Annotated in this window: 20 protein-coding genes and 1 rRNA gene; 18 read left to right on the forward strand and 3 right to left on the reverse strand. The window is 71.6% G+C overall.

What is annotated here, in order from left to right:
• The 5 genes from rrf (at window position 1) to HGK34_RS15420 (ending at window position 4,146) form a co-directional block, all read left to right on the forward strand.
• Window positions 1-118: ribosomal RNA gene (gene rrf, locus HGK34_RS15400) — 5S ribosomal RNA — on the forward strand.
• Between the two features lie 112 nt (window positions 119-230).
• Window positions 231-527, forward strand: a complete 297-nt coding sequence (gene gatC / locus HGK34_RS15405) for an Asp-tRNA(Asn)/Glu-tRNA(Gln) amidotransferase subunit GatC (RefSeq protein WP_201848985.1) — start codon at window positions 231-233, stop codon at window positions 525-527.
• A 3-nt stretch (window positions 528-530) separates the two neighbouring features.
• On the forward strand, window positions 531-2,057 hold the full coding sequence (gatA, locus tag HGK34_RS15410) for an Asp-tRNA(Asn)/Glu-tRNA(Gln) amidotransferase subunit GatA (protein ID WP_201848987.1): 1,527 nt from the start codon (window positions 531-533) through the stop codon (window positions 2,055-2,057).
• The gene (gatB, locus tag HGK34_RS15415; RefSeq protein ID WP_201848989.1) at window positions 2,054-3,565 is read left to right on the forward strand and encodes an Asp-tRNA(Asn)/Glu-tRNA(Gln) amidotransferase subunit GatB; all 1,512 of its coding nucleotides are present in this window, start codon (window positions 2,054-2,056) and stop codon (window positions 3,563-3,565) included. Before gatA ends, gatB begins: the two co-directional genes overlap by 4 nt.
• A complete protein-coding gene (locus tag HGK34_RS15420; protein ID WP_201848991.1) occupies window positions 3,562-4,146 on the forward strand; it encodes a GNAT family N-acetyltransferase in 585 nt (194 codons plus the stop codon). Before gatB ends, HGK34_RS15420 begins: the two co-directional genes overlap by 4 nt.
• A 21-nt stretch (window positions 4,147-4,167) precedes the next feature.
• On the opposite strand, the gene HGK34_RS15425 is transcribed toward HGK34_RS15420, so the two are convergent.
• Window positions 4,168-4,707 carry a DoxX family protein gene (locus HGK34_RS15425; protein WP_201848993.1) on the reverse strand — a complete coding sequence of 180 codons (540 nt, stop codon included), beginning with the start codon at window positions 4,705-4,707 and terminating at the stop codon, window positions 4,168-4,170.
• 194 nt (window positions 4,708-4,901) lie between these two features.
• Here HGK34_RS15425 and ilvD point away from each other — a divergent pair, with 194 nt between their 5' ends.
• The 8 genes from ilvD to yidD all read left to right on the forward strand — a co-directional run bounded on the left by ilvD (window position 4,902) and on the right by yidD (window position 13,251).
• The gene (gene ilvD, locus HGK34_RS15430; protein WP_201848995.1) at window positions 4,902-6,764 is read left to right on the forward strand and encodes a dihydroxy-acid dehydratase; all 1,863 of its coding nucleotides are present in this window, start codon (window positions 4,902-4,904) and stop codon (window positions 6,762-6,764) included.
• Window positions 6,765-6,838: 74 nt separating this feature from the next.
• Entirely contained in the window at window positions 6,839-7,630 is a 792-nt protein-coding gene (locus HGK34_RS15435; protein WP_307815990.1) for an ABC transporter permease, read from the forward strand.
• Window positions 7,623-8,465, forward strand: coding sequence for an ABC-2 family transporter protein (locus HGK34_RS15440; protein WP_307815991.1), 843 nt, complete (start codon window positions 7,623-7,625; stop codon window positions 8,463-8,465). The genes HGK34_RS15435 and HGK34_RS15440 overlap by 8 nt, the downstream gene beginning before the upstream one ends.
• A complete protein-coding gene (locus HGK34_RS15445) occupies window positions 8,462-9,454 on the forward strand; it encodes an ABC transporter ATP-binding protein (RefSeq protein WP_201849004.1) in 993 nt (330 codons plus the stop codon). The genes HGK34_RS15440 and HGK34_RS15445 overlap by 4 nt, the downstream gene beginning before the upstream one ends.
• A 29-nt stretch (window positions 9,455-9,483) precedes the next feature.
• Entirely contained in the window at window positions 9,484-10,587 is a 1,104-nt protein-coding gene (locus HGK34_RS15450; protein WP_307815992.1) for a 3-oxoacyl-ACP synthase III family protein, read from the forward strand.
• The gene (locus HGK34_RS15455; protein ID WP_307815993.1) at window positions 10,584-11,390 is read left to right on the forward strand and encodes a glycosyltransferase family 2 protein; all 807 of its coding nucleotides are present in this window, start codon (window positions 10,584-10,586) and stop codon (window positions 11,388-11,390) included. The genes HGK34_RS15450 and HGK34_RS15455 overlap by 4 nt, the downstream gene beginning before the upstream one ends.
• Window positions 11,391-11,503: 113 nt before the next feature.
• Entirely contained in the window at window positions 11,504-12,688 is a 1,185-nt protein-coding gene (locus HGK34_RS15460; RefSeq protein WP_307815994.1) for a cytochrome P450, read from the forward strand.
• A gap of 239 nt (window positions 12,689-12,927) precedes the next feature.
• Window positions 12,928-13,251 (forward strand): membrane protein insertion efficiency factor YidD, encoded by a 324-nt coding sequence (gene yidD, locus HGK34_RS15465; RefSeq protein WP_201849079.1) that lies wholly within the window; start codon window positions 12,928-12,930, stop codon window positions 13,249-13,251.
• Between the two features lie 17 nt (window positions 13,252-13,268).
• On the opposite strand, the gene HGK34_RS15470 is transcribed toward yidD, so the two are convergent.
• Window positions 13,269-15,590, reverse strand: a complete 2,322-nt coding sequence (locus HGK34_RS15470) for an HNH endonuclease signature motif containing protein (protein WP_201849008.1) — start codon at window positions 15,588-15,590, stop codon at window positions 13,269-13,271.
• Between the two features lie 267 nt (window positions 15,591-15,857).
• On the opposite strand from HGK34_RS15470, the gene HGK34_RS15475 reads away from it, so the two are divergent.
• The 5 genes from HGK34_RS15475 to ilvC all read left to right on the forward strand — a co-directional run bounded on the left by HGK34_RS15475 (window position 15,858) and on the right by ilvC (window position 22,730).
• Window positions 15,858-17,807 (forward strand): AMP-binding protein, encoded by a 1,950-nt coding sequence (locus HGK34_RS15475; RefSeq protein WP_201849010.1) that lies wholly within the window; start codon window positions 15,858-15,860, stop codon window positions 17,805-17,807.
• A 51-nt stretch (window positions 17,808-17,858) separates the two neighbouring features.
• Window positions 17,859-18,854, forward strand: coding sequence for an NAD-dependent epimerase/dehydratase family protein (locus HGK34_RS15480; protein ID WP_201849012.1), 996 nt, complete (start codon window positions 17,859-17,861; stop codon window positions 18,852-18,854).
• 366 nt (window positions 18,855-19,220) lie between these two features.
• On the forward strand, window positions 19,221-21,062 hold the full coding sequence (locus tag HGK34_RS15485) for an acetolactate synthase large subunit (protein ID WP_201849014.1): 1,842 nt from the start codon (window positions 19,221-19,223) through the stop codon (window positions 21,060-21,062).
• 20 nt (window positions 21,063-21,082) lie between these two features.
• On the forward strand, window positions 21,083-21,607 hold the full coding sequence (gene ilvN / locus HGK34_RS15490) for an acetolactate synthase small subunit (RefSeq protein ID WP_201849021.1): 525 nt from the start codon (window positions 21,083-21,085) through the stop codon (window positions 21,605-21,607).
• A gap of 94 nt (window positions 21,608-21,701) precedes the next feature.
• Entirely contained in the window at window positions 21,702-22,730 is a 1,029-nt protein-coding gene (gene ilvC / locus HGK34_RS15495; RefSeq protein ID WP_201849023.1) for a ketol-acid reductoisomerase, read from the forward strand.
• Between the two features lie 120 nt (window positions 22,731-22,850).
• Here the strand turns inward: ilvC and HGK34_RS15500 are convergent, their stop codons facing one another.
• The gene (locus HGK34_RS15500; protein ID WP_307815996.1) at window positions 22,851-23,876 is read right to left on the reverse strand and encodes a DMT family transporter; all 1,026 of its coding nucleotides are present in this window, start codon (window positions 23,874-23,876) and stop codon (window positions 22,851-22,853) included.
• Between the last annotated feature and the right edge of the window lie 28 nt (window positions 23,877-23,904).

The raw sequence follows: 23,904 nt of genomic DNA on the forward strand, positions 1-23,904 counted from the left end.
TACGGCGGTCATAGCGTAGGGGAAACGCCCGGTCTCCATTCCGAACCCGGAAGCTCAGCCCTACAGCGCCGATGGTACTGCCCTCGACAGGGGGTGGGAGAGTAGGACGCCGCCGGACTCCCTTTCACTCGAGGCCCGCACCCGAAACGGTGCGGGCCTCGAGTCATTTCCGGACCAGCATCACGCCACCGGACGCGGTCCAGGGCCCGCATCGCCACTAGACTTGCGGCATGTCCACCATCTCCCGAGACGAGGTCGCGCGCGTCGCGGGCCTGGCCCGGATCGATCTGCGCCCGGACGAGGTCGACCGCCTCGCGGGCGAACTCGACGTCATCGTCGAGTCGATCGCCCGCGTCAGCCAGGTTGCCACCGCCGACGTCCCCGCGACGAGCCACCCGATCCCGCTCACGAACGTGTTCCGCGACGATGTCCCGCAGCAGGCTCTCTCGCAGCAGGATGTGCTGGCTGCGGCCCCGGAGCAGGAGGACGGCCGGTTCCTCGTCCCGCAGATCCTCGGCGAGGAGTGAGAGATGACCACTGACATCACGCGCCTGAGCGCGTCCGAACTCGCGGCGTCCCTCGCCGACGGCACCGTCTCCAGCGTCGAGGCCACCCAGGCCCACCTGGACCGTATCGCCGAGGTCGACGGCGACCTGAACGCCTTCCTCCACGTGAGCGCCGAGGAGGCACTGGCGACCGCCGCGGACGTCGACGCCCGGCGCTCCGCCGGAGACGAGCTCGGCCCGCTGGCCGGCGTACCGATCGCGATCAAGGACGTCGTCGTCACCAAGGGGCTGCCCACCACGGCCGGCTCGAAGATCCTCGAGGGCTGGATCCCGCCCTACGACGCCACCCTCGTCGAGCGCATCAAGGCCGCCGGCCTGCCGATCCTTGGCAAGACGAACATGGACGAGTTCGCGATGGGCTCCTCCACCGAGCACTCCGCCTACGGGAACACGAGGAACCCCTGGGACCTCGACCGCATCCCCGGCGGGTCCGGCGGCGGTTCGGCCGCCGCGGTCGCCGCCTTCGAGGCACCGCTGGCGATCGGCACGGACACGGGCGGCTCCATCCGGCAGCCGGGAGCCGTCACCGGGACGGTCGGCGCGAAGCCCACCTACGGCGGTGTCTCGCGCTACGGACTGATCGCCATGGCGAGCAGCCTCGACCAGGCCGGCCCCGTCACCCGTACCGTGCTGGACGCCGCCCTGCTCCACGAACTCATCGGCGGTCACGACCCCCGCGACTCCACGTCGATCCCCGAGGCGCTGCCCCGGCTCGCCGACGCGGCCCGCCTGGGCGCGGCCGGCGACCTGAAGGGACTTCGGGTCGGCGTCGTCAAGGAGCTCTCGGGTGAGGGCTACCAGGAGGGTGTGAGCGCGCGGTTCGCGGAGTCGCTCGACACACTGCGTGCCCTGGGCGCCGAGGTGGTGGAGGTCTCCTGCCCCCACTTCACCTACGCCCTCGACGCGTACTACCTGATCATGCCCGCGGAGGCCTCCAGCAACCTCGCGAAGTTCGACGGCATGCGGTTCGGCCTGCGGGTCCAGCCCTCCGAGGGGCCGGTGACGGCGGAACGCGTCATGGCGGCGACGCGCGGCACGGGCTTCGGCGACGAGGTCAAGCGGCGCGTCATCCTGGGCACCTACGCCCTGAGCGCTGGGTACTACGACGCCTACTACGGCAGCGCGCAGAAGGTGCGCACACTCGTGCAGCGTGACTTCGCCGCCGCGTTCGATCAGGCGGACGTCCTTGTGTCGCCCACCGCACCCACCACGGCGTTCAAGTTCGGTGAGAAGCTCGACGACCCGCTGGCGATGTACCTCAACGACGTCGCGACGATCCCCGCCAACCTCGCCGGTGTACCCGGGGTCTCCGTGCCGAACGGCCTGTCCGACGACGGGCTCCCGGTCGGCTTCCAGATCCTCGCCCCGGCGAAGGCCGACGACCGCATGTACCGCGTGGGTGCCGCCCTCGAGGCGTCGCTCGAGAAGACCTGGGGCGGGCCGCTGCTGGCCCAGGCCCCCGAGCTGAAGACCACGGAGCTGACCCGATGACCGCCGTACCGACCACCGACCTCGTGGCCTACGACGACGCCGTGCGCCGGTACGACCCGGTGCTCGGCATCGAGGTGCATGTCGAGCTCGGCACCAGGACCAAGATGTTCTGCGCGGCCGAGGTCGAGTTCGGGGCCGAGCCGAACACGCAGACCACCCCCGTGTCGCTGGGCCTGCCCGGTGCGCTGCCCGTGGTCAACGGCACGGCCGTCGAGTACGCGATCCGCATCGGCCTCGCTCTGAACTGCCAGATCGCGGAGTCCTGCCGGTTCGCCCGGAAGAACTATTTCTACCCGGACGTCCCGAAGAACTTCCAGACCTCGCAGTACGACGAGCCCATCGCCTACGACGGCTGGATCGACGTCGAGCTCGAGGACGGCGAGACCTTCCGTGTCGAGATCGAGCGCGCGCACATGGAGGAGGACGCCGGCAAGAACACCCACGTGGGTGGCACCGCCGGCCGCATCCACGGCGCGGAGTACAGCCTCGTCGACTACAACCGCGCGGGCATCCCGCTGGTGGAGATCGTCACCAGGCCCATCGAGGGCGCCGGGGAACGGGCACCCGAGGTGGCGCGGGCGTACGTGCAGACGCTGCGCGACATCTTCCGCGCACTCGACGTGTCCGAGGCGCGCATGGAGCGCGGCAACGTGCGCGCCGACGTGAACGTGTCCCTGCGCACCGGACCGGAAGCCCCGCTCGGCACCCGTACCGAGACGAAGAACGTCAACTCGTTCCGCTCGGTGGAGCGCACGGTGCGGCACGAGATCTCCCGCCAGGCCGCCGTCCTCGACGCGGGTGACACCGTCGTCCAGGAAACGCGGCACTGGCACGAGGACACGGGTGTCACCACGCCGGGCCGCGTGAAGTCCGACGCGGAGGACTACCGCTACTTCCCGGAGCCGGATCTGGTTCCCGTCGCGCCGAGCCGCGACTGGGTCGAGGAGATCCGCGCCGGTCTGCCGGAGATGCCCGCCGCGCGCCGTCGTCGGCTGCAGGGTGACTGGGGGTACGCCGACGCCGAGATGCGCGACGTCGTCAACGCCGGCGCGCTCGACCTCATCGAGGCGACCGTCGCCGGGGGCACCACCCCGGCCGGTGCCCGCAAGTGGTGGATGGGTGAACTCGCCCGTCGCGCCAAGCAGGCCGACGTCCCGCTCGAGTCCATGGCAGTCACTCCCGCCCAGATCGCCGAGCTCGAGCAGCTCATCGCCGGCGGGAAGATCAACGACAAGCTGGCGCGCCAGGTGCTGGACGGGGTCCTCGCGGGAGAAGGTGACCCGGCCGCCGTCGTGCAGTCGCGCGGGCTCGAGGTCGTGTCCGACGACGGCGCGCTGCTGACCGCCATCGACGAGGCGCTCGCCGCGCAGCCCGACGTCGTCGCGAAGGTCCGTGGCGGCAACCAAGGCCCCGTCGGCGCGATCATCGGTGCCGTCATGAAGGCGACCAAGGGGCAGGCGGACGCGAAGCGCGTGCGTGAACTCGTGCTGGAGCGGATCGGGCAGTGACCAGAGGGCCTGAGCTGCGGGGCGAGCTGGTGCGCCTGCGGCCGATCGAACCACGCGACGCCGACCGCCTCTGGGAGGGGGTGCAGGACCCGGAGGGCATGCGCCTGACGGGGACCACCGCGACCTTCACCCGCGAGCAGATCGACAAGTGGGCGGCCACCGTCTCGGACCGCCCCGGACGGTTCGACTGGGCGATCGTCCCGGCGGCGATGCGTGACGGCGTGCCGGTCAGCGACGAGCTGATCGGTGAGATCGTGCTGAACGGCATCGACGTGGACGCGCGCTCGGCGAATCTCAGGCTGCAGATGCTGCCGAACTACCGTGGCCGTGGCTACGGACGCGAGGCGATCGAGGAGGTGCTCCGGTTCGCCTTCGTCGGCGGCCCGGAGCACCCCGGCCCCCACCTGCACCGGGTGGGTCTGGACGTCCTGAGCATCAACCCTCGGGCCAAGGCGCTCTACGAGTCACTCGGCTTCCGTGAGGAGGGGCGGCTGCGGGACGTCTACCCGGACGGTCAGGGCTGGTCGGACGCCTACGTGATGAGCGTCCTGGAGGACGAGTACTCCGACACGAGCGCCTGACCCGACCCGGAGGCCCGCACGTCAGCGCAACCAGGTGCGGCTGCCGGGGATGCCCGAGGCTGCCCAGGCGCGGCCGAGTCCCCACCGGTCTCCGGCCCGCGCGGCGGCGAGGGTGATCGCCAGGCTCGCGTAGATCACGTGCGTGTCGACGGCCGGGTTCGTCGAGCCGGGGGCGAACGTCCAGGTGGAGAGCCACAGCAGGATCATGAGGAGCGTCCCGGACACGGCGGCGACCCGCAGCCCGACACCCAGGATCAGGGCGGTGCCGGTGGCGAACATCCCGGCGACGAACAGGACGTCGGACACCGGGCTCGCCAGGCCCCCGAAGAACCCGCCCAGCGGGCCGGTCACGTGGCCCAGGTACCCGGCGGTGGGTGAGCTGCCCGTGGTGAGCCACGCGGCGTCGGCGGGGGTGGCGTACCCGAGCCCGAACGACTTGTCGAGCGCGGGCCACAGGAACACGAAGCCGAGCAGGATGCGGCACACGGCCAGCATTCTGGCGCCTGCCGGGTCAGGGGCGACGACGGGGGTGGTGGGTGCGGCTGTCCTGGTGGAAGTCATGCGCCGCATCGTGATGCGCCCACGGCATTCCGCGGCAGGCCATAAAACGTTTACGCGCCATGATGGATCCGCGACGGGCCGTATGGCGAGGCCGCGCGTCCCAGTGAGCGCGGCCGGGTTCGCACCGGTTCGCACCCTGTCCGCACTGTGGCCCCGGTATGTCAGCCGGTGGACGGCGGGACTATCGTGACCGCATGAGTCGTCCGCTGCGCTCCCGCACCTCCACGCACGGCCGGAACATGGCGGGTGCTCGCGCCCTCTGGCGCGCCACCGGCATGGGTTCGGAGGATTTCGGCAAGCCGATCATCGCGATCGCGAACTCCTACACGCAGTTCGTACCCGGGCACGTCCATCTCAAGGACATGGGCGACCTCGTGGCGGGCGCCGTCCGCGAGGCGGGCGGCGTGGCCAAGGAGTTCAACACCATCGCCGTCGACGACGGCATCGCGATGGGCCACGGCGGCATGCTCTACTCGCTCCCGAGCCGCGACCTCATCGCCGACTCGGTGGAGTACATGGTCAACGCGCACACCGCCGACGCGCTGGTGTGCATCTCCAACTGCGACAAGATCACCCCCGGCATGCTCAACGCCGCCCTGCGGCTGAACATCCCGGCGATCTTCGTCTCCGGCGGGCCGATGGAGGCCGGCAAGGCGGTCGTGGCGAACGGCGTCGCCAAGACGCACCTCAACCTGGTCAACGCGATCAACTACTCGGCTGACGAGAACGTCGACGACACGGCGCTCGGGCTGGTCGAGGAGAACGCCTGCCCCACCTGTGGATCCTGTTCGGGGATGTTCACCGCGAACTCGATGAACTGCCTCACCGAGGCACTCGGCCTCTCGCTGCCCGGAAACGGCTCCACTCTCGCCACGCACACCGCGCGCAAGGAACTCTTCCTCAACGCCGGACGGACCATCGTCGACCTGACCCGTCGCTTCTACGAGCAGGAGGACGACACCGCCTCCCCGCGCGGGATCGCGACCAAGGACGCCTTCCTCAACGCGATGGCGCTCGACGTGGCCATGGGGGGCTCCACGAACACGGTGCTGCACGTCCTGGCCGCGGCCCAGGAGGCCGAGGTCGACTTCACGCTGGCCGACATCGAGGACCTCAGCCGCCGCGTGCCGTGCCTGAGCAAGGTCGCGCCGAACCACCCGAACTTCCACATGGAGGACGTGCACCGCGCCGGCGGGATCCCCGCGCTGCTCGGCGAACTGGACCGGGCCGGGCTGCTGGTCCGCGAGGTCACCACCGTGCACACGCCCACCATGCGTGAGTGGCTCGACGACTGGGACATCCGCAGCGGCAAGGCCACCGACGAGGCGCTCGAACTGTTCCACGCCGCGCCCGGCGGCGTGCGCACCACGCAGGCCTTCTCCACGTCGAACCGCTGGGAGTCGCTGGACACGGACGCTGCCGAGGGCTGCATCCGCGACGTCGAGCACGCCTACACCGTCGAGGGAGGCCTCGCCGTGCTGCGCGGCAACATCGCCGAGGACGGCGCCGTGTTCAAGACGGCGGGCGTCGACCCGGACGTGTTCCGGTTCCGCGGGCGGGCGCTGGTGTGCGAGTCGCAGGACGAGGCCGTCGACAAGATCCTGTCCAAGCAGGTCGAGCCGGGGCACGTCGTCGTCGTGCGGTACGAGGGGCCGGCCGGCGGGCCGGGCATGCAGGAGATGCTGTACCCGACCTCCTTCATCAAGGGCCGCGGCCTGGGCAAGCAGGTCGCGCTCATCACCGACGGACGCTTCTCGGGTGGGTCCAGCGGCATCTCCGTGGGGCACGTCTCCCCGGAGGCGGCCGCCGGCGGCACGATCGGGCTGGTCGAGGACGGCGACGAGATCTCGATCGACGTCGAGGAGCGGTCCATCGTGCTGCACGTGCCGGACGAGGTGCTCGCGGAACGCCGCGTCAAGATGGAGGCGTCCGAGCGCCCGTGGCAGCCCGCGGCGCGGGACCGGTACGTGTCGCCCGCGCTGCGCGCGTACGCCGCCCTTGCCACGAGCGCCGACAAGGGCGCGGTGCGGGACCTGTCCCGGCTTCCGGCGCGCTGAGGAACCGCGGGACGCCTGACCCGATCGGAAAATGCCGGGACACGTGGCCCGGATCCCGGTACCGTCCTGCGATTGTGCGCGTCTACGCCAGGATCCTCGCGGCGGGTTTCCGCACGCAGTCGCGCTACCTTCCCGCCGCGTTCGCCGGGTTGCTCGCGAACGCGACGTTCGGGCTGCTCAAGTCAGGGATCCTGCTGACGCTCGTGGGTGATGGCGCCGCGATCGGCGGTTACACCGCCGGGACGATGGCCGCCTATGTCTGGCTGAGCCAGGGACTGCTGGGGTCGGTGAACATCTGGTCCCTGCCCCTCTCGGCCCAGCGCATCAAGTCCGGTGACATCGCCGTCGACTTCCTGCGTCCCGCGGACGTGCAGCTCGCGAGCATCGCGGACGACGTCGGCCGCGGCCTGTTCGCGCTGATCCCCCGCGGCCTGCCCAGCGTCGGTGTGGGCGTCCTCCTGGTGGGCATGGCGATGCCGTCCGAGGCGCTGCCGTACGTGCTGGGCGCCGTGAGCCTCGTGCTCGGGATCACGCTCTCGCACACCCTGACCTACCTGCTCGGCACGGCGGGGTTCTGGCTCGTGGAGGTGCGTGGGCTCCAGGGGCTGTACATGGGCGTGGCCGGACTGCTGACCGGCCTCATCACGCCGGTCTGGCTGTTCCCGGACTGGTTGCGGATGATCGCCGTTGCCACGCCGTTCCCCGCGGTGATGATGTACCCGATCGACGTGCTCAGCGGCCGCACGACGGGCCTCGACGCGCTGGCGCTCATCGGCGCGCAGGCGGGCTGGCTCGCCCTCGCGCTCGCGGCGGGCGCGGTGACCACGCGGCTGGGGCGTCGCAAGCTGGAGGTCCAGGGTGGGTGACGGGGCGTTCGCCGAGACGCGAGGCCAGGTGCGTGCCGCCCTGCGACCGTACCTCGCCGTGCTCGCCTCCCGGGTCCGTGCACAGCGCGCCTATCGCACGAGCTTCCGCGCGGACCTGGTCGGCGCCGCCGTCGTCGGGCTGACGGAGATGGCCGAGGTGGTTGTGCTCTTCTCCGCCGCGAACGGCACGCTCGGCGGCCTCGACCTCGCCCAGGCCCTGCTCGTGCTCGGACTGGCCGAGCTCGCGTTCTCGAGCGCCGACATGATGTTCGGCCATGTCGACAACCTGGCGCAGCAGGTCCGCGCCGGGACCGTCGACATCCTGTACCTGCGGCCGCAGCCGTTGCTGGCGCAACTGGTCACCAGCGACATCAGCCTGCGTCGCCTGGGGCGGTCCGCGGTGGCCGTCGTCGTCCTCGTCGGCGCGCTCGTCGTGAACGACGTCGACTGGGGGCCGCGGACGGTGGTCCTGCTGGCTCTGTCCCTGGTGTGCGGGTTCGCGATCTTCTGCGCGAACTACGTCGGGGCCGGCGGGCTGCAGTTCTTCCTGCTCAACGCGCAGGAGGTGACCAACGCGTTCGTGTACGGCGGGAGGCACGCGTCCACCCAGCCTGCCACGGTCTGGCTGCGCGGCATCACGGTGATCTTCGGGTTCGTGTTCCCCATGGCCTTCTGCGCCTACCTGCCCGCGATGCTGCTGCTCGGTGAGCCGGGAGCGCCCTGGCTGCCCGCGTGGCTCGGCTGGTTCGCCCCGGTCGCCGCCGCGTGGTCCTGGGCGTTCGGGCTGTTCGCGTGGTGTTCGGGAGTGCGGCACTATCAGGGAGGCGGAGGATGACCAGGACGGAAACGGCGCGGCCGGCAGCGGCCGGCAGCGTGGAGGTACGCGACCTGACCCGCGAATTCCGGGTGCGCAACGGGCTCACGGTCCGGCGGCTCACCGCTGTCGATCACATGACCTGGAGCATCGCTCCTGGTGAGGCGGTCGGGTACATCGGCGCCAACGGCGCCGGGAAGTCGACCACCATCAAGATGCTGGCGGGGATCCTCGTCCCGAGCACCGGCGAGGTCACCACCTGCGGGTTGCGGCCCGTGAAGGACCGCCGACGGCTCGCGCGCCGGATCGGGGTGGTGTTCGGGCAGCGGTCGCAGCTCTGGTGGGACCTGCCGGTGCGCGAGTCCTTCGGCATCCTGGCGGCCATCCACTCGCTGTCCCGCGGGCAGGAGCGCGCCCGCACCGACGAGCTCGTCGAGACGCTCGACATGGGCGACTACCTGGGTACCCCCGTGCGCCAGCTCTCGCTCGGGCAGCGGATGCGCGCCGAGGTGGCCGCCGCTCTGCTGCACCGGCCCGAACTGCTCATCCTCGACGAGCCCACGATCGGGCTGGACGTGCTGTCCAAGCAGCGGCTGCGTGAGTTCCTGGTGCGTGAGCGGGCCGAGCACGGCACCACCTTGCTGCTCACCACGCACGACATGGGCGACGTCGAGCGTCTGTGCGACCGGGTCCTCGTGGTCGACCACGGGCGGCTCGCCTACGACGGGACCCTCGACGGGCTGGGGCGGACCGTCGGCGCGGAGCGTGTGCTGATCGTGGACCTCGCGGAACCGCACGGCGACCTGGAGGTGCCGGGAGCGCGCCACCTGCGCAGCGAGGGCGGCGGGCTGCGGCAGCAGCTCGCGTTCGACCCCGCCGCGACGACCGCGGCGCGCGTGCTCGCGGCCGTCTCGGAACGGGTGGAGGTGCTGGACCTGACGATCGCCGAGCCGGACGTCGAGGACGTCGTGCGCCGGATCTACGAACGGGCGGCCACGAGCACGTCGTGATGTCGGTCGTGGTCGCTACCGTGTGCCGGGTGCAGATAGAAACCTCGACCGCCGTCGCGCCCTCGACCGCCGTCGTACCGGAGCCGACAGGGCCTGTCGCCAGGATCGCCGGTGTTGCCGTTCACCTGCCCGCGCAGACGCGCGACGTCGCTCAGGCCGAGCGTGACCTGCATCGGCGGAACCCTGAGGTCGTGCCGCGGGTCCCGATGGTGGCCCGGCTCACCGGCGCGCGCCGGGTGCATGTCGCCGCCGCGGACGAACAGGCGTCGGACCTCGCCGTCGCCGCGGCACGGCAGGTGGTGGCCGGAGCCGGGCTGACGGTGTCCGACGTCGACCTGCTGATCTTCGCCTCGGCCTCGCAGGACATGGTCGAGCCGGCGACGAGCCACATCGTGGCGGCGAAGCTCGGCGCCTCCTGCCCGGTGATGGACGTGAAGAACGCCTGCAACTCGGTGCTGAACGGCATCGAGGTGGCGGAGGCCCTGATCGGTACCGGGCGGTACGGGCGTGTCCTGATCGCCTGCGGCGAGGTGCCGAGCCGAGCCGTGCGCTGGGACGTTCCCGACAGGAAGACCTACGCGCTGTCGGCGCCGGGCTACACGATGTCCGACGCCGGTGCCGCGGTTCTCGTCGAGAGGTGCGGCGACGCGGACACGGAGCTCGCGGGACTGGCCGGCCAGGCGCCGTCGGGCATTCTGGCCTCGGCGTTCACGGCTGCCTCCGAGCACTGGGACGTCGGGATGCTGCCGGGCGGGGGGACGGTCAACCCGCGCGACGCGGAACGCAGCTACTTCGAGATCGACGGGTCGCGGCTGCGAGAGGCCTTCGGCGAGCTCGGGCCGGAGGTGGTCGTCGAGGCACTGGCGAAGGCCGGCGTGACCTGGGACGACGTCGGCTTCGTCGCGGTGCACCAAGTGGCGGTGGCCTCTCTGGACGACGTGTTCGAGAGCCTCGGCGTCGCACGGGAGCGCACGATCGTGACGGTCGCCGACCACGGCAACGTGGCCTCCGCGACCCTGCCGCTGCAGCTCAGCCTCGCGCAGCAGGCGGGGCGCCTGCGGCGCGGGGACGTGGCGCTCCTGGTCGGGCTCGCCGGCGGGATCAGCATGGGTGCGATGGTGGTGCGGTGGTGACCCGTGACGGAGGCCGAGGTGGTGGGTCCGACGTGCGGGAGGCACGGCTCGCCGTCGTCGTCCCCGCGTTGAACGAGGCGCACGAGAGCGGGATCGCGAGGACGCTCGAGGCCCTCCACGCGCAGGAGGACGACGACTTCGACCTGGTCGTCGTGGACAACGGGTCGACCGACGGGACGGCCGAGCTCGTGCGGACGACCGTCGAGCGGCTGGGGCGCGCGGCGCGGTGGCGGCTGGTGCACGAGCCGCAGAAGGGGACGGGCGCCGCCGCCGACACGGGGATGCGGGAGGCGATCACCGGCGGCGCCGGCCTGCTGGCCCGGACCGATGCCGACTGCCTGCCGCCGCCGGAGTGGACGCGGGCGGTCCGGACCGCGTTCCAGGCCGGGGACGAACTCATCGCCGGGCGGCTCGTGCCCCGGACGGACGACCGTCCCGTGTCCCGCGTCCAGCAGGCCGTGCTGGCCGGCGTGGTCCGGCTGGCGAGTGCGTTCGGCAAGGTCAGGCCAGGCAACCGGGGTGAGGGGTACCTGGGGCCCTACGTGATGGCGCCAGGGTGCAACCTGGCGATCACCGCGGACCTGTACCAGCGGGCCGGGGGGTTCCCGCGGACCAGGATCGAGGACGTGCACGAGGACCGTGCCCTGGTCAATGCGGTGCGCCGGCTGACCACCGCGTACGGCGAGCACCCGGAGGTGTGGGTGCGGGCCTCCACACGACGGGTGCATGCCTGGGGCGTGGTGCGGACGCTGGGGTGGTATGCGGACCACCGGTACCGGCCAGACGTGGTGGACATCCGGTGAGGGGCGGCGGGGTTGGTGCCGCCGGCGGGGGTGAGACCCGCTGGGAGGAGCGCGTTCAGCGGGCGGCGCATCCTGTCGCGTACCCGGCGGTGCGGGCGCTCCGAAGGCGTCCGGTGGCGAGGATCCCGCGGGTCGGGCTCGTGGTGAGCGACGCCGCGATCGCACGTGAGGTGCTGCTCGACGTGGAGCACTTCTCCAAGGTGGGGCCCGGATCGCCGTCGGAGCTGTGGACGCCGATCCTGGGCCCGTCCGTGCTGTTGAACATGGAGGGTGCCGAGCATGCCGCGATGCGGCGGGCGCTCGGGCCGATCTTCGCGCCGCGCGCGGTGCGGGAGCTGGTCAGGGACCGGGAGGTGGTCGGGGCACGCGGGGCCGGATCGCGCGGGCAGGCGAGCGGGGGAGCGCTACCCGAGATGGTGGCGCGTCTGGACGCGGGTGAGGCCGTGGATCTCGCCGGTGTCGTCGCGGCCCAGGCCGGGGCGGTGATCTGCAGGCTGGTGGGGCTGTCGCCGACCGACGCGGCGGTGCGGGACTCGATGGCCGCGGCGCAGGCCGTCACGGGAATGGTGCGGCTGCATCGGCGCCGGCTGACGACGTCGCAGGTGGTGCACGCGCGCCGCGTGCTGGGCGGTCTCACGGCATCGGCGCGCGAGGCGTACCGGGTGGGCGACGAGTCGACGGTGCCCGGGCGGATGCGTGGGCTCGGGCTCTCGGAGCACGAGGCGATGGGCGCCGTGGGAGCATTCGTGCTGACCGGGACCGAGACGATCCAGTCGTTCGTGCCGCGGTTGCTCGCCATCGCGCACGACACCGGGTGGATGGAGCGGCTGCTGGGGGTGGACGGCGGCGTGGGGGAGCCCGGCCCGGGCGTGGAGGCGTCCCGCCGAGGGCTGCGCCACCGCGTCGTCGAAGAGGCCCTGCGCGTGACCGTGCCGAGCCCGGCCATGCTGCGTTCGGTGCGGGCCGACACCGTCGTCGGTGGACAACGGGTGCGCGCAGGGGACCGGGTGGTGATCGCGACGGTGAACTGCTGCCGTGCCGTCGGCGAGTTCGATCCGGACCGGCCCGCGGACCCCGACGTGCGGCACCTGTGGTTCGGGGCAGGCCCGCACTTCTGCCTCGGGATGCCGCTGGCGATGGCGCAGGTGGAGGCCGTGCTGGACGCGCTCGCGCCGCTCGCCGCGACAGGCCGCCGGATGGTCGTGGGACGACGGCGGCCCGCGCACGGCGTCCTCGTGCCGGCGTACCGCAGGCTCTGGGTCACGCTCGCCCCGGAAGGGCCGGGTGATGCGTGGTGATGGACGCCTGCGACCCCGGTTGTGGCGGGTGCGGGGACACGGACACCGACCGGCTCACGCCGAAGCCCTGCGGGTGTGGTCCGGACGATGTGCTGGACCTGGGGTGCGACCTGCTGCCCGACCGGCGTACGTCATGTCGCGACGTGCTGCGCCAGCGGTTCCGCCGGGCGAAGGAGGTCCGGGAGAAGCGGGCCCTGGGGAAGTGGACCCGGGCGAAGGGGACCGAGCCGACGGCACTCATGGAGGCGCCCAACGAGCACGTTTCGTGGCCGCATCGCGTCCTCGATCGTGTCGCGTTGGCGGAACCGCCCCATCGCGCTTTCGTGCGGCCCGGGCGCTGGTGGGGTGCGCGTTGGATCGGTATCGGCGCGGTTCGCGTGTATCAGCGGTACGTCTCACCGCGGCTCCCGGCCCGCTGTCGGTTCGTTCCCACGTGCAGTGCATACGCGCTGCACGCGGTGCGGTCCTACGGGCTGCTCCTCGGCTCGCGGCTCGCGCTGGGCCGAATCCAACGGTGCACTCGTGACGTGCCGCAGGGGACCCGGGACGCGCTGGTGGTATGACCGAGCCGATGTTCTCGTCAGAAGGGTGGTTGCCCAGGCCCACGTTCTGAGTGCGGTCCGGACTCGTCGGTGCCGGTGCCGGTGCCGGTGGCGCTGCTCGTTGCCGCCGCCGGAGAGGTGGGCCGGCGGGTCTGTGGTGCGTCAGATGGCCCTGCGAGGGTCATGCCGTGGGCGAGGCCGTAGCGGATCGTGGGGTCCACCACGGTGGGCTCGACCGAGGTGGTCGTGCCGGTGGGCGGGGTCCAGCGGGTGACCCCTGTGTCAGGGTCACGGGTGACACGCCAGCCGGCGTGGGTCTTGAGATTGTGGTGTTTGCGGCACAGCGCGTGCAGGTTCTCCGCGCGGGTCTGGCCGGGCAGGCCTGGCTGCCGGGCGCGATCGTGCTCGAACGGCTGGATGTGGTCGAGATCGGTCGCCGCTCTGCCGCCCGCGAGTGCTGGACGCTGGCAGCCCGGGAACATGCAGGTCCGGTCGCGTGCGATCACCGCGGCACGCAGGGTGGCACCAGGGGCGTACGCGTGGGTGGAGTGGTCGGTCAGGATCCCGGTGACGGGGTCGGTCAGCAGCCGTCTCCAGGTGGCATCGCGGGCGATCTCTGCGGTGTGTTCGGCGGGAATGGGGCCGATGCCCTCAAGGACGGCGGGCGTCATGTCCGCCGGGTCCAGCAACATGGTCGCCGGCACCGTCACGTTCACGGTGGCGGACACGTCGACGACTCGCACTCGGGTGCCCGCCGTCCGGCGCGCTGGGCGCGGGGTGCCACCCGCACCGGAGCTGTCCGCATCATTGGTGGTGTCCGCATCACCGATGGTGCCGGCTCCATCGGTGCCGTCGGCTTCACCGGCGCTTGTGGTCTCGCTGCCGGGGGAGGGCGCGGTCAGCGAGATGCCGTGCGAGTCGTCCGGAACCGGGATCAGATCGGTGTCCAGCACGGGTTCGACCAGCCGAGCCGACTCGTCTCCGCCGCCAAGGGAACCCTCCCGATCACCGAGGCGCGCATCGGCATCGTGCTGGTCGGCATCGTGCTGGTCGGCACTGCGCCCATCTGCACTGCGCCCATCTGCACGGCGGCCGGCGCAGCCGGTGCCGCCGACCTTGCCGTTCTCGCTGCGGCTGCCGACGTCGTCGCTGCCGGTGTTGCGGCTCTTGCCGCAGTCTTCACCGTCCGCGCCCTTGGCCCGGCTGGTCTCCTCCGGGTCGGGCTGGACGAGGCGGCCCGTCACCAGTGCGCTGAACGCAGCCGCACGGAGAGCGCCCAAGGGCCTGGTCTCGCCGGGGACGTCCTTGAGCGCCCTGGCGGCGGCCTGGACGGCGTTGAACGTACGGGCGGTATTGATGACCGGCAGGTCGGCGACGATGCGTCCCATGCCGGAGCCTGCCTGCTCGGCCCAGACGTTGCATCGGTCCAGGACCCCGCGCCGACGGGCCTTGCCGTGCAGTGTGGCAGCACGCGCGTTCATCTGTTCGCTGACCCAACGCCATGTGCGCGTGCGAGCTGCCGGCAGGAGGTCGGTGATGGCCTTGCCTCGCTCCTCGAGCGTGAGGTCGGATCCGGCACGCAGGAACGTGTCTGCCTTCCTGGTGTCCACGTCCCCGCGAGCCAGTGCTCGATCCAGGCAGGGGTACATCCGCGTTCCCTCGCCGCGCGCGGCGATCTGCCATCCCTCGCCCGAGGTGATGTGCAGCTCGTCGGAGATCTCACCGGCGGCCGAGTCCCGCGCCAGAGGCCCCTCGGTCCGCGCCATCAGCTCGGCCGCCACCTGGGCCTGAGCGGCGCGTACCCACGACACGACCCGTTCCCACCCCGCAACGACACTCCGCAGCTCGTCGTCGGCAAGGAGCGCGAGAGCATGCGCCTGAGCGGCGCTCGGGACGGTCGCCCTGCCCGGTTCCTCCGAGCGTGCGCGCGCCGCATCGGGTGAGCGGCTCGGGTGGCTCGGTTCGGCGTCGAACGGCGGCTCCAGGCCGGTCAGATCCTTCAGTGCGCCAACCAGGGCCACTCCGGGTGCCAGCCGACGGAGATCGTCCAGCAGCAGCCGTGACACGTCGACGACCGCCCCCATGGTGCCGTCCGGGCCACGTGACATGTCCCCGGCGCCGGGGCCTCCCCGCTCCTCAACGTCGTACGGGTTGGTCGCGAGGATTGCCGCCAGTTCCTGCTCCGTGTGGTCCGGAGGCAGGATCGGCAGACCGAACTCGTCCACCACCTCCAGGTCATCGAACGCGTCCTGGTCGGGGTTGCCGCCGATGCCGCCCGGACGGCCGGTGCACGCGGCACCACGGGGCAGATCCCCCGCAGGCATGCGCTCGGCAACGTTGTCGGACGTCGAACCGGGCATGAGGCGCACCCCCCTGTCGCACTGATCTCTGAGTCCTGCTGATTCCTCGGCCCTGCGTTCGATCCTATGTGTGGCCGTGACTCGATGCCATCAGAAGGAGCGATCTGTGGATAACGTGCCGCATCGATGCTCAAGGTGATCTGATGGATCCACACAGGGACCGACCGCCATTCGAGGGAGACGCTAGATGGACCCACTGACATGCACCTCGTCGACACCGGGAGCAGGATCATCGGTGACTCGTACCGTCCGCTACGTTCGGCACTCATGAGAACCGGGCATACGTTCGTCGACGATCTGCTGGCATCGGTTGCAGACGGCACCGTCGACCGCGACGGGGTGGCGCTGCGCTGGTTCGGCGACCCCATCCGGGGAATCCGGAGCGCCCGCCGTGGGTCTCGCGTCCGGGAAGAGGTGACGTTCGCGGCGCTCGCGGACCGCGTCGAGCGCACCGCCGCTGGTCTCACGGCCGCCGGGATGAGCCCTGGTGATCGCGTGCTCTTCAGCATCCGGCCGCGTCCCGAGGGGATCATCCTCTGCCTCGCGGTGATTCACGCAGGCGGTTCGATCGTGTTCGTCGACCCCGGCTCCACCCCGGAGCTGTTCGCCGCCCGCCTTGCTGCGGCGAATCCGCGCTGGGCCGCGACCGAGGCGCTGCTGTACCTGGCCTCTGCCGGCCCGCTGGCTCGAGTTGCCCGGGCGCGCGGGCTGCTGCTTCCTGCCTACTCCCGGCTCCCGGTCCGGCATCTCTACTCGGGAAGGTGGCTCCCGGGCGTCCCGAAGGGAGCCCGGCGGGTCGCGCGGCTCGCGGAGAGCACGACGGTCACGGACTCCGAGAGATCTGTGGGTCCGGGGGCTGCTGGGCCGGCGCCTGCGGGGCCGGGGCATGCGGATCCGGCGCCTGCGAAATCCGCAGGTCAGGCCTCGGCGGAGGTCGTGGCTGACCGGGAGGCGCTCGTCGTCTTCACGTCAGGCACGACGGCCGAACCTCGGGCAGTCGTGCACACCACAGCCTCTCTCGGCGGAATGCTCGGCCTGTTCGCGCAGGTGGGAGATCTGAGTCCGGGGCAGCGCGCGCATACGGACCAGCTGTTCCTCGGGCTGCCCGCTCTTCTGGCCGGCGGCACCTGGGAGATCCCGGCGCGCACTCCCGCCGCCGACCCGGTCGCGTTCGCCCGCGGGGTCGCGGGTGCGGACTCCTCCTTCGCGGTCCCGGCGGATGTCACAGCGCTCCTCGACGTGATCGAGAAGGAGCGCCGGAGAGGCGGGCGAGCAGACGGCTCCGGCCGCTTCGGCGCCCGCGTGTCATCGGCATCGGGGCATCCTCCCGATCCCTCGGCGGGACCGCGCGTGATGGCCGTCGGCGCGGCGCCGGTGACTCCCGCGTTGATGACAAGGGCGATCCGGCTCCTGCCGGGCACGCGCTGGGTCTGTGTGTACGGAGCGACGGAGATGCTGCCGGCCGCGGTCGTCGACGGTGTGGAGAAGGCAGGCTCTGTCGGCCGCACGTCCGGCGCCTCGGCCGCCGGTGACCTCATCGGAGCCCCGCTCCGAGGGATCTGCGCACGCATCGATGACCCGGACCGTGACGGCGTCGGTGAGCTCGTGATCTCGGGCCCGTCGCTGATGGCGGGCTACCTGGCCGATCTCGACGCGGGGCGGCCGCACGTTCGCGAACACCGCACCGGGGACCTGGCCAAGGTCGACGACGAGGGCATTCTCACCCTCGTCGGGCGCACCCGGGACATGATCATCCGCGGCACGGTGAACATCTACCCCGGGCTGTTCGAGCCGCGCGTCCGAGAGCTGCCCGGAGTCGCGGAGGCGCTGATGGTGGGTGTTCCGATGGACGACGGCGACGAGCGGGTCGTCCTTGTTCTCGTCGCGGACCGGGGCGACACCGCGACCCAGGACAGGCCGGGTGGCCAGGGTCGCGGGGACGGGCAGGGCGGCCAGGGTCGCGAGGACGGACAGGGCGGCCAGCGGATGCCGCCGTCGGGCATGCTCCTACCCGCGCGGGGCGTGCCGCTCACGGGGAACACTCCGCTCGTCCGCGCGGTCGAACCGCGGCTGCCGGAGATCCTGGACCACGGTGCGCTCCCCGATCTGGTGGTCGAGGCGGCCGGCATCCCGTTGTCCGGCCGGTCCCGCAAGCCGGACCGTGCCGCCCTCTCCGCTGCTGCGGGACAGCTCATCCGGCGGTCCGTACACATTTGAACGGTACGGTACCGGTTGTCAGATCTGCGGCAGGGGCACGTGGAGGAGCGCATGCGGGTTGCGGTGACCGGAGCGTCCGGGTTCGTCGGCGGCGCCGTCGTGCGAGACCTGGCCGCGCGGGGGTACGACGTTCTCGCATGCTCTCGCCGCGCACCTGCCGTGCTGCCTGCGGGCGTCCGCCATCTTGCCTGGGACCTGCGTGCCGGCCCGCTTCAGGGGGCCGCTCACCCGGGCGACGTCGACGGCGTCGTGCACTGCGCCGCCGTCGTCGGCGACGGCGGGTCGAACTCCGCGGCATGGGTGGTGAACGTCGAGGGCACCCGCGCGGTGCGCGCGACCTTCGCCAAAGCCCGGTTCGTCCAGGTTTCGTCGGGTAGCGTGTACGACCCGACAACGCCGAGCGTGCGCATCCACGAGGACCAGGGGCCGACGGCGGAGCGAGGCGTCCGGCCCTTCGGCTACCTCAACGCCTACGGCGCCACGAAAGCAGCGGCGGAGTACTGGCTCGCCGTGGACGCTGCCCGCCCGGACCGGGGCCCGGTGGTCGTCCTGCGCCCGCACGCCGTGTACGGGCCAGGGGACACGACGCTGCTGCCGCGGATCGAGGGGGCGCTGGTCGCGGGCCGCTGGCTGCCGCTGCCCGGCGGGGGTGAGGCGATGCACCATCTCACCCACGTCACCACACTCGCGGCCTCGGTCCGCGCGGCGCTGACGGCCGACCTGTCGCCCGAGGTCGTCGCGGGAGTTCCGCTGGTCGCCAACGTGGCCGACGCCGAACCGGTCCTGCTGCGCCAGATCGTGGAACTGCTCATGCTCGCGCGGGGGAGGAACGTGCGCGTCGTGCCCGTGCCCGTGCCCGAGCGGACGGCGCTGCGTGCGGCGGCGCTCGCCGAACGTGCCGCCGCACTGGCCGGCAAGGAGCCGCGCCTGTCCCGCTACTCCCTCAGCCACCTCGCGATGGAACGGACCTACGATCTCACCGTGCTCCGGGACCGTCTCGGCGTCGAGCCTCCGGAGACCTCGATCCTCGGCGCGGGTTTCTGGTAGGTCCCGGCGCGGTGAACTGCGCGGTGAACTGCGCGGTGAACTGCGCGGTGAACTGCACCGATCGGCCGGGGCCCGATGCCGCGGCGGGGCTCGGAACGGGCGCGGCAGCACGATGCCCGGCGGCGCGCATCTCGGATCGTGGGATCTTCGGCCCGGCAGGTGACACGGACGTCATTTCGGCGTAACGTGCGTCACGTGCAGACGAACCTTGTAGTACTTATTCCCGAGCGCGCCGACTGAGGCCACTCTCGCAGGCTTCGTCAGCGCGCTCGCCCCTCGCCTGTCGTCCACGGACGACCGAGGGGTTTCTTGTTGTCCGAAACATCCGCAGGCACCCCGCACAGGGTGCGACGGCAGGAGACCGACATGACCGCCACACCGACACCGGCCCAGCTCGCGGCGCGCGCCGAGGCGCGTGAGCAGGTACGCGCGGACCTTCGCGCCAAGGCTGTCACCGCCGAGGAGGTGACCGGCGCGGAGTCGATCGTGCGGTCCCTCGAGGAGGTCGGTGCGGACACTGTCTTCGGCATCCCGGGCGGGGCGATCCTTCCGGCCTACGACCCGCTCATGGACAGCAAGCGGCTACGCCACATCCTGGTGCGGCACGAGCAGGGCGGTGGGCACGCGGCGTCGGGCTACGCCCACGCGACAGGCAGGGTCGGGGTGACGATGGCGACGTCGGGCCCGGGCGCGACGAACCTGGTCACGCCGCTGGCCGACGCGCACATGGACTCGATCCCCATGGTGGCGATCACGGGGCAGGTCGGTGCCGCCTCCATCGGGACCGACGCCTTCCAGGAGGCGGACATCGTCGGCATCACGATGCCCATCACCAAGCACTCGTTCCTGGTCACCGATCCTGACGAGATCCCGCGCACGGTCGCGGAGGCGTTCCACATCGCCTCGACCGGCCGGCCGGGGCCGGTGCTGATCGACATCGCGAAGTCCGCCATGCAGGCGAACACCACGTTCTCCTGGCCGCAGGACCTCCAGCTGCCGGGCTACCACCCGGTGACCAAGCCGCACGCCAAGCAGATCCGCGAGGCGGCCAAGCTGCTCGCCACCGCCCGGCGGCCGGTGCTGTACGTGGGCGGCGGCGTGGTTCGCTCGGGCGCCTCCGAGCTGCTGCGCAAGCTGGTGGACCTGTCGGGTGCGCCCGTGGTGACCACGCTGATGGCGCGTGGAGCGGTGCCCGACTCGCACCCGCAGAACCTCGGCATGCCGGGCATGCACGGCACCGTCCCGGCCGTGGCGGCACTGCAGAAGGCGGACCTGATCTTCGCGCTCGGCGCCCGGTTCGACGACCGTGTCACGGGCAAGCTGTCGTCGTTCGCGCCGCGTGCCGCGATCATCCACGCCGACATCGACCCGGCCGAGATCGGCAAGAACCGCGCCGTCGACGTGCCGATCGTCGGCGACCTGCGCGAGGTGATCGCCGACCTCCTGCCCGAGCTCGCCAAGGAGCACGAGACCGTCGGCAAGCCGGACCTGGAAGGGTGGTGGCGTCAGGTCGACGGGTGGCGGGAGACCTACCCGCTCGGTTACACGGAGCCGGACGACGGGCACCTGGCCCCGCAGCGCGTCATCCAGCGGCTCGGCGAGCTGGTCGGGCCGGACGCGATCTATGCGGGGGGCGTGGGCCAGCACCAGATGTGGGCGGCACAGTTCATCAAGTACGAGAAGCCGCGCACCTGGATCAACTCCGGTGGCCTGGGCACGATGGGCTACTCGGTTCCGGCCGCCATGGGCGCCAAGGCCGGCCGGCCTGACGCGGAGGTCTGGGCGATCGACGGCGACGGCTGCTTCCAGATGACCAACCAGGAGCTCGCGACCTGCACGATCAACGACATCCCGATCAAGGTGGCGGTGATCAACAACTCGTCGCTCGGCATGGTGCGGCAGTGGCAGACGCTCTTCTACAACGAGCGCTACTCCAACACGGACCTGCACACCGGGCACGGCACCGCCCGCGTGCCGGATTTCGTCAAGCTGGCGGAGGCCTACGGCTGCGAGGGCATCCGCGTGGAGAGCCCGTCCGAGGTGGACGACGCCATCAAGCGGGCCCGCGAGATCGACGACCGGCCCGTGGTCGTGGACTTCACCGTCTCGCGCGACGCGATGGTGTGGCCGATGGTCGCGGCCGGCGTGAGCAACGACGACATCCAGTACGCGCGCGGCATCTCGCCGTCGTGGGACCGCGAAGACTGAGCGAGGACGAGGAACACACCATGAGCCGTCACACCCTTTCCGTCCTGGTGGAGAACAAGCCCGGCGTGCTGACGCGTGTCGCGGGCCTCTTCGCCCGCCGCGCGTTCAACATCCACTCCCTCGCCGTCGGGCCGACGGAGCACGAGGAGATCTCCCGGATCACCGTCGTGGTCGACGTCGAGGAGCACCCCCTGGAACAGGTGACGAAGCAGCTCAACAAGCTGGTGCACGTCATCAAGATCGTCGAGCTCGACCCCTCCTCGTCCGTGCAGCGCGAGCTGCTGCTCGTCAAGGTGCGGGCCGACGCCGCCGCGCGGTCCGGCGTGCTCGAGGTGGTCGAGCTGTTCCGGGCGCACGTCGTGGACGTGACCCCCGACGCCGTGGTGATCGAGGCCACCGGCACCGGGGACAAACTGAACGCCCTGCTCGCGGCACTCGACCCGTACGGGGTTCGCGAGATCGTGAAGTCCGGGACCCTCGCCATCGGGCGGGGCCCGCGTTCCATCACCGACCGCGCGCTCGAGCGCGTGGTGCGGTCCGCGTGAGACCACACCTCCCGTAGCGGAGCGACAGGCTTACGCTGCGAAGGACTCACCGAGAAGACGTCGACCGAATTCCATCGATCAAGGAGCAAGAACCGTGGCTGAGCTGTTCTACGACGACGACGCCGACCTGTCGGTCATCCAGCAGAAGAAGGTGGCGGTGATCGGCTACGGCAGTCAGGGTCACGCGCACTCGCTGAACCTGCGTGACTCCGGTGTGGACGTCACCGTGGGTCTGCGTGAGGGTTCCGCCTCCCGGGCCAAGGCCGAGGACCAGGGCCTCAAGGTGGCGAGCGTGGCCGACGCCGTGCGCGATGCCGACGTCGTCGTCATTCTCGCCCCCGACCAGGTGCAGCGCCTGGTGTACGCCGACGAGATCGCCCCCAACCTCAAGGAAGGCGCGGCCCTCGTGTTCGGCCACGGCTTCAACATCCGGTTCGGCTACATCAAGCCCGAGGCCGGCCACGACGTGTTCATGGTTGCCCCCAAGGGCCCGGGCCACCTGGTGCGCCGCGAGTACGCCGACGGCCGGGGCGTCCCGGTGCTGGTCGCCGTCGAGCAGGACGCCTCGGGCCACGCCTGGGAGACCGCGCTGTCGTACGCGAAGGCGATCGGTGGCCTGCGCGCCGCCGGTATCAAGACGACCTTCACCGAGGAGACGGAGACCGACCTGTTCGGCGAGCAGTCCGTCCTGTGCGGCGGCGCCTCGCAGCTCGTCCAGTACGGGTTCGAGACCCTCACCGAGGCCGGCTACCAGCCGGAGATCGCCTACTTCGAGGTGCTCCACGAGCTGAAGCTGATCGTCGACCTCATGGTCGAGGGCGGCATCGCGAAGCAGCGCTGGAGCGTCTCCGACACGGCCGAGTACGGCGACTACGTGTCCGGCCCGCGCGTCATCGACCCGCACGTGAAGGACAACATGAAGGCGGTGCTCGAGGACATCCAGAACGGGAAGTTCGCCGAGCGCTTCATCGCCGACCAGGACGCGGGCGCCCCCGAGTTCAAGGAGCTGCGCGCCAAGGGCGAGCAGCACCCGATCGAGGCGACCGGCCGCGAGCTGCGCAAGATGTTCGCCTGGATCAAGCCGACCGACACCGACTACACGGAGGGCTCGGTCGCCCGCTGACACAGGTCGGGTAGCACCTGCGCGCTGCCCTGACACACGACGTCGCCGCCGGTCCCGGGACCGGCGGCGACGTCGCGTATGAGGGCTCCTGCGGTGCGGTTCAGGCCGCACCCGCACGTGTCAGGTACCTCGTTCGCCGTCGTCCCGGTGCTCCGGCGTTCGGCGTGAGGGTGTCGCGCGGCGTTCGGCCGTCAGCGGGATCGCCACCGCGAGCAGCGTCAGGGCTGCGCCCACGTAGGTGAGGGTGCTCGGCGGGGCGGCGTCGGGGAGGGCGGCGTCGAGCACGAGCGCGCCCACGACCTGCCCGGCGATCATGCTCAGGCTGAGCAGCAGGACGCCCACGCGGTGCACCACCGCCACGCCGACCGCGATGAACCCGATCCCGATCGCCCCGCCCGTGTACAGCAGCGGGTTGGCCGGCAGGGCGCCGTGGGGCACTCCGTCGAACAGCATCGAGACGCCGAGTGCGAGGACGAGCGCGGCCGTGCCCACGAGGAAGTTGACGAAGGTGGCGGCCAGCACGTCCTCGGCGGCGGCGCGGACGCGCCCGTTCACGGCCTGCTGCCACGCCGATCCGGCGCCCGCGAGGAGCGGCAGCACGGTGAGCGCGAGCGCCGATGGTGAACCCACGTCTCCGGACACCGCCGTCGCCACCGCCACCACCGTCAGGAGCGGTCCGACGGCGCGGGGCAGCGTCACCAACCGCACGCCGCCCGGACCCAGCCCGATCCGGTCCACGACGATCGAGCCGACCGACTGCCCGGTCACGAACGCCACGATGAACACCGCGACGCCGAGCGTCCCGACCGCCAGCCCCTGGGACGCCACGAAGAACCCGCCGGCCGCCCCGCCGAGGCACTGCCACAGCCGCAGCCCGCCGTCCTGCCCCGCGGGTTCGCGCAGCGCCCGCGCGATACGTCGCAGGCCCGCGCGGCCGCGCCGCGAGAAGAGCAGGGCGATGCTCAGCCACAGCAGGCCGCTGCCGAAGGAGATGACCGCGGCGAGGTACCCGCTGCCGACGTGGTCGGCGAGGGTGCCGTTGACCCGGCTCTGCGTGGCGAGCCCGGCGCCCGCGAGGACGGCCAGGGCGACGGGGACCGTGAGCGAGATGCCGGTCGGGGAGGGACGGGCGCTGGGGCGGGACACGGTTCCGAGAGTATGTTCCGCGGGACGT

The organism is Myceligenerans indicum (assembly GCF_016742955.1).
In the GTDB taxonomy this organism is placed as follows: Bacteria; Actinomycetota; Actinomycetes; order Actinomycetales; family Cellulomonadaceae; genus Myceligenerans; species Myceligenerans indicum.

Coding starts and splice junctions, on each gene's coding strand:
- gatC (WP_201848985.1), top strand. CDS start 231: ATGTCCACCATCTCCCGAGACGAGGTCGCGCGCGTCGCGGGCCTGGCC.
- gatA (WP_201848987.1), top strand. CDS start 531: ATGACCACTGACATCACGCGCCTGAGCGCGTCCGAACTCGCGGCGTCC.
- gatB (WP_201848989.1), top strand. CDS start 2,054: ATGACCGCCGTACCGACCACCGACCTCGTGGCCTACGACGACGCCGTG.
- HGK34_RS15425 (WP_201848993.1), bottom strand. CDS start 4,707: ATGACTTCCACCAGGACAGCCGCACCCACCACCCCCGTCGTCGCCCCT.
- ilvD (WP_201848995.1), top strand. CDS start 4,902: ATGAGTCGTCCGCTGCGCTCCCGCACCTCCACGCACGGCCGGAACATG.
- HGK34_RS15445 (WP_201849004.1), top strand. CDS start 8,462: ATGACCAGGACGGAAACGGCGCGGCCGGCAGCGGCCGGCAGCGTGGAG.
- yidD (WP_201849079.1), top strand. CDS start 12,928: ATGGAGGCGCCCAACGAGCACGTTTCGTGGCCGCATCGCGTCCTCGAT.
- HGK34_RS15470 (WP_201849008.1), bottom strand. CDS start 15,590: ATGCCCGGTTCGACGTCCGACAACGTTGCCGAGCGCATGCCTGCGGGG.
- HGK34_RS15475 (WP_201849010.1), top strand. CDS start 15,858: ATGAGAACCGGGCATACGTTCGTCGACGATCTGCTGGCATCGGTTGCA.
- HGK34_RS15480 (WP_201849012.1), top strand. CDS start 17,859: ATGCGGGTTGCGGTGACCGGAGCGTCCGGGTTCGTCGGCGGCGCCGTC.
- HGK34_RS15485 (WP_201849014.1), top strand. CDS start 19,221: ATGACCGCCACACCGACACCGGCCCAGCTCGCGGCGCGCGCCGAGGCG.
- ilvN (WP_201849021.1), top strand. CDS start 21,083: ATGAGCCGTCACACCCTTTCCGTCCTGGTGGAGAACAAGCCCGGCGTG.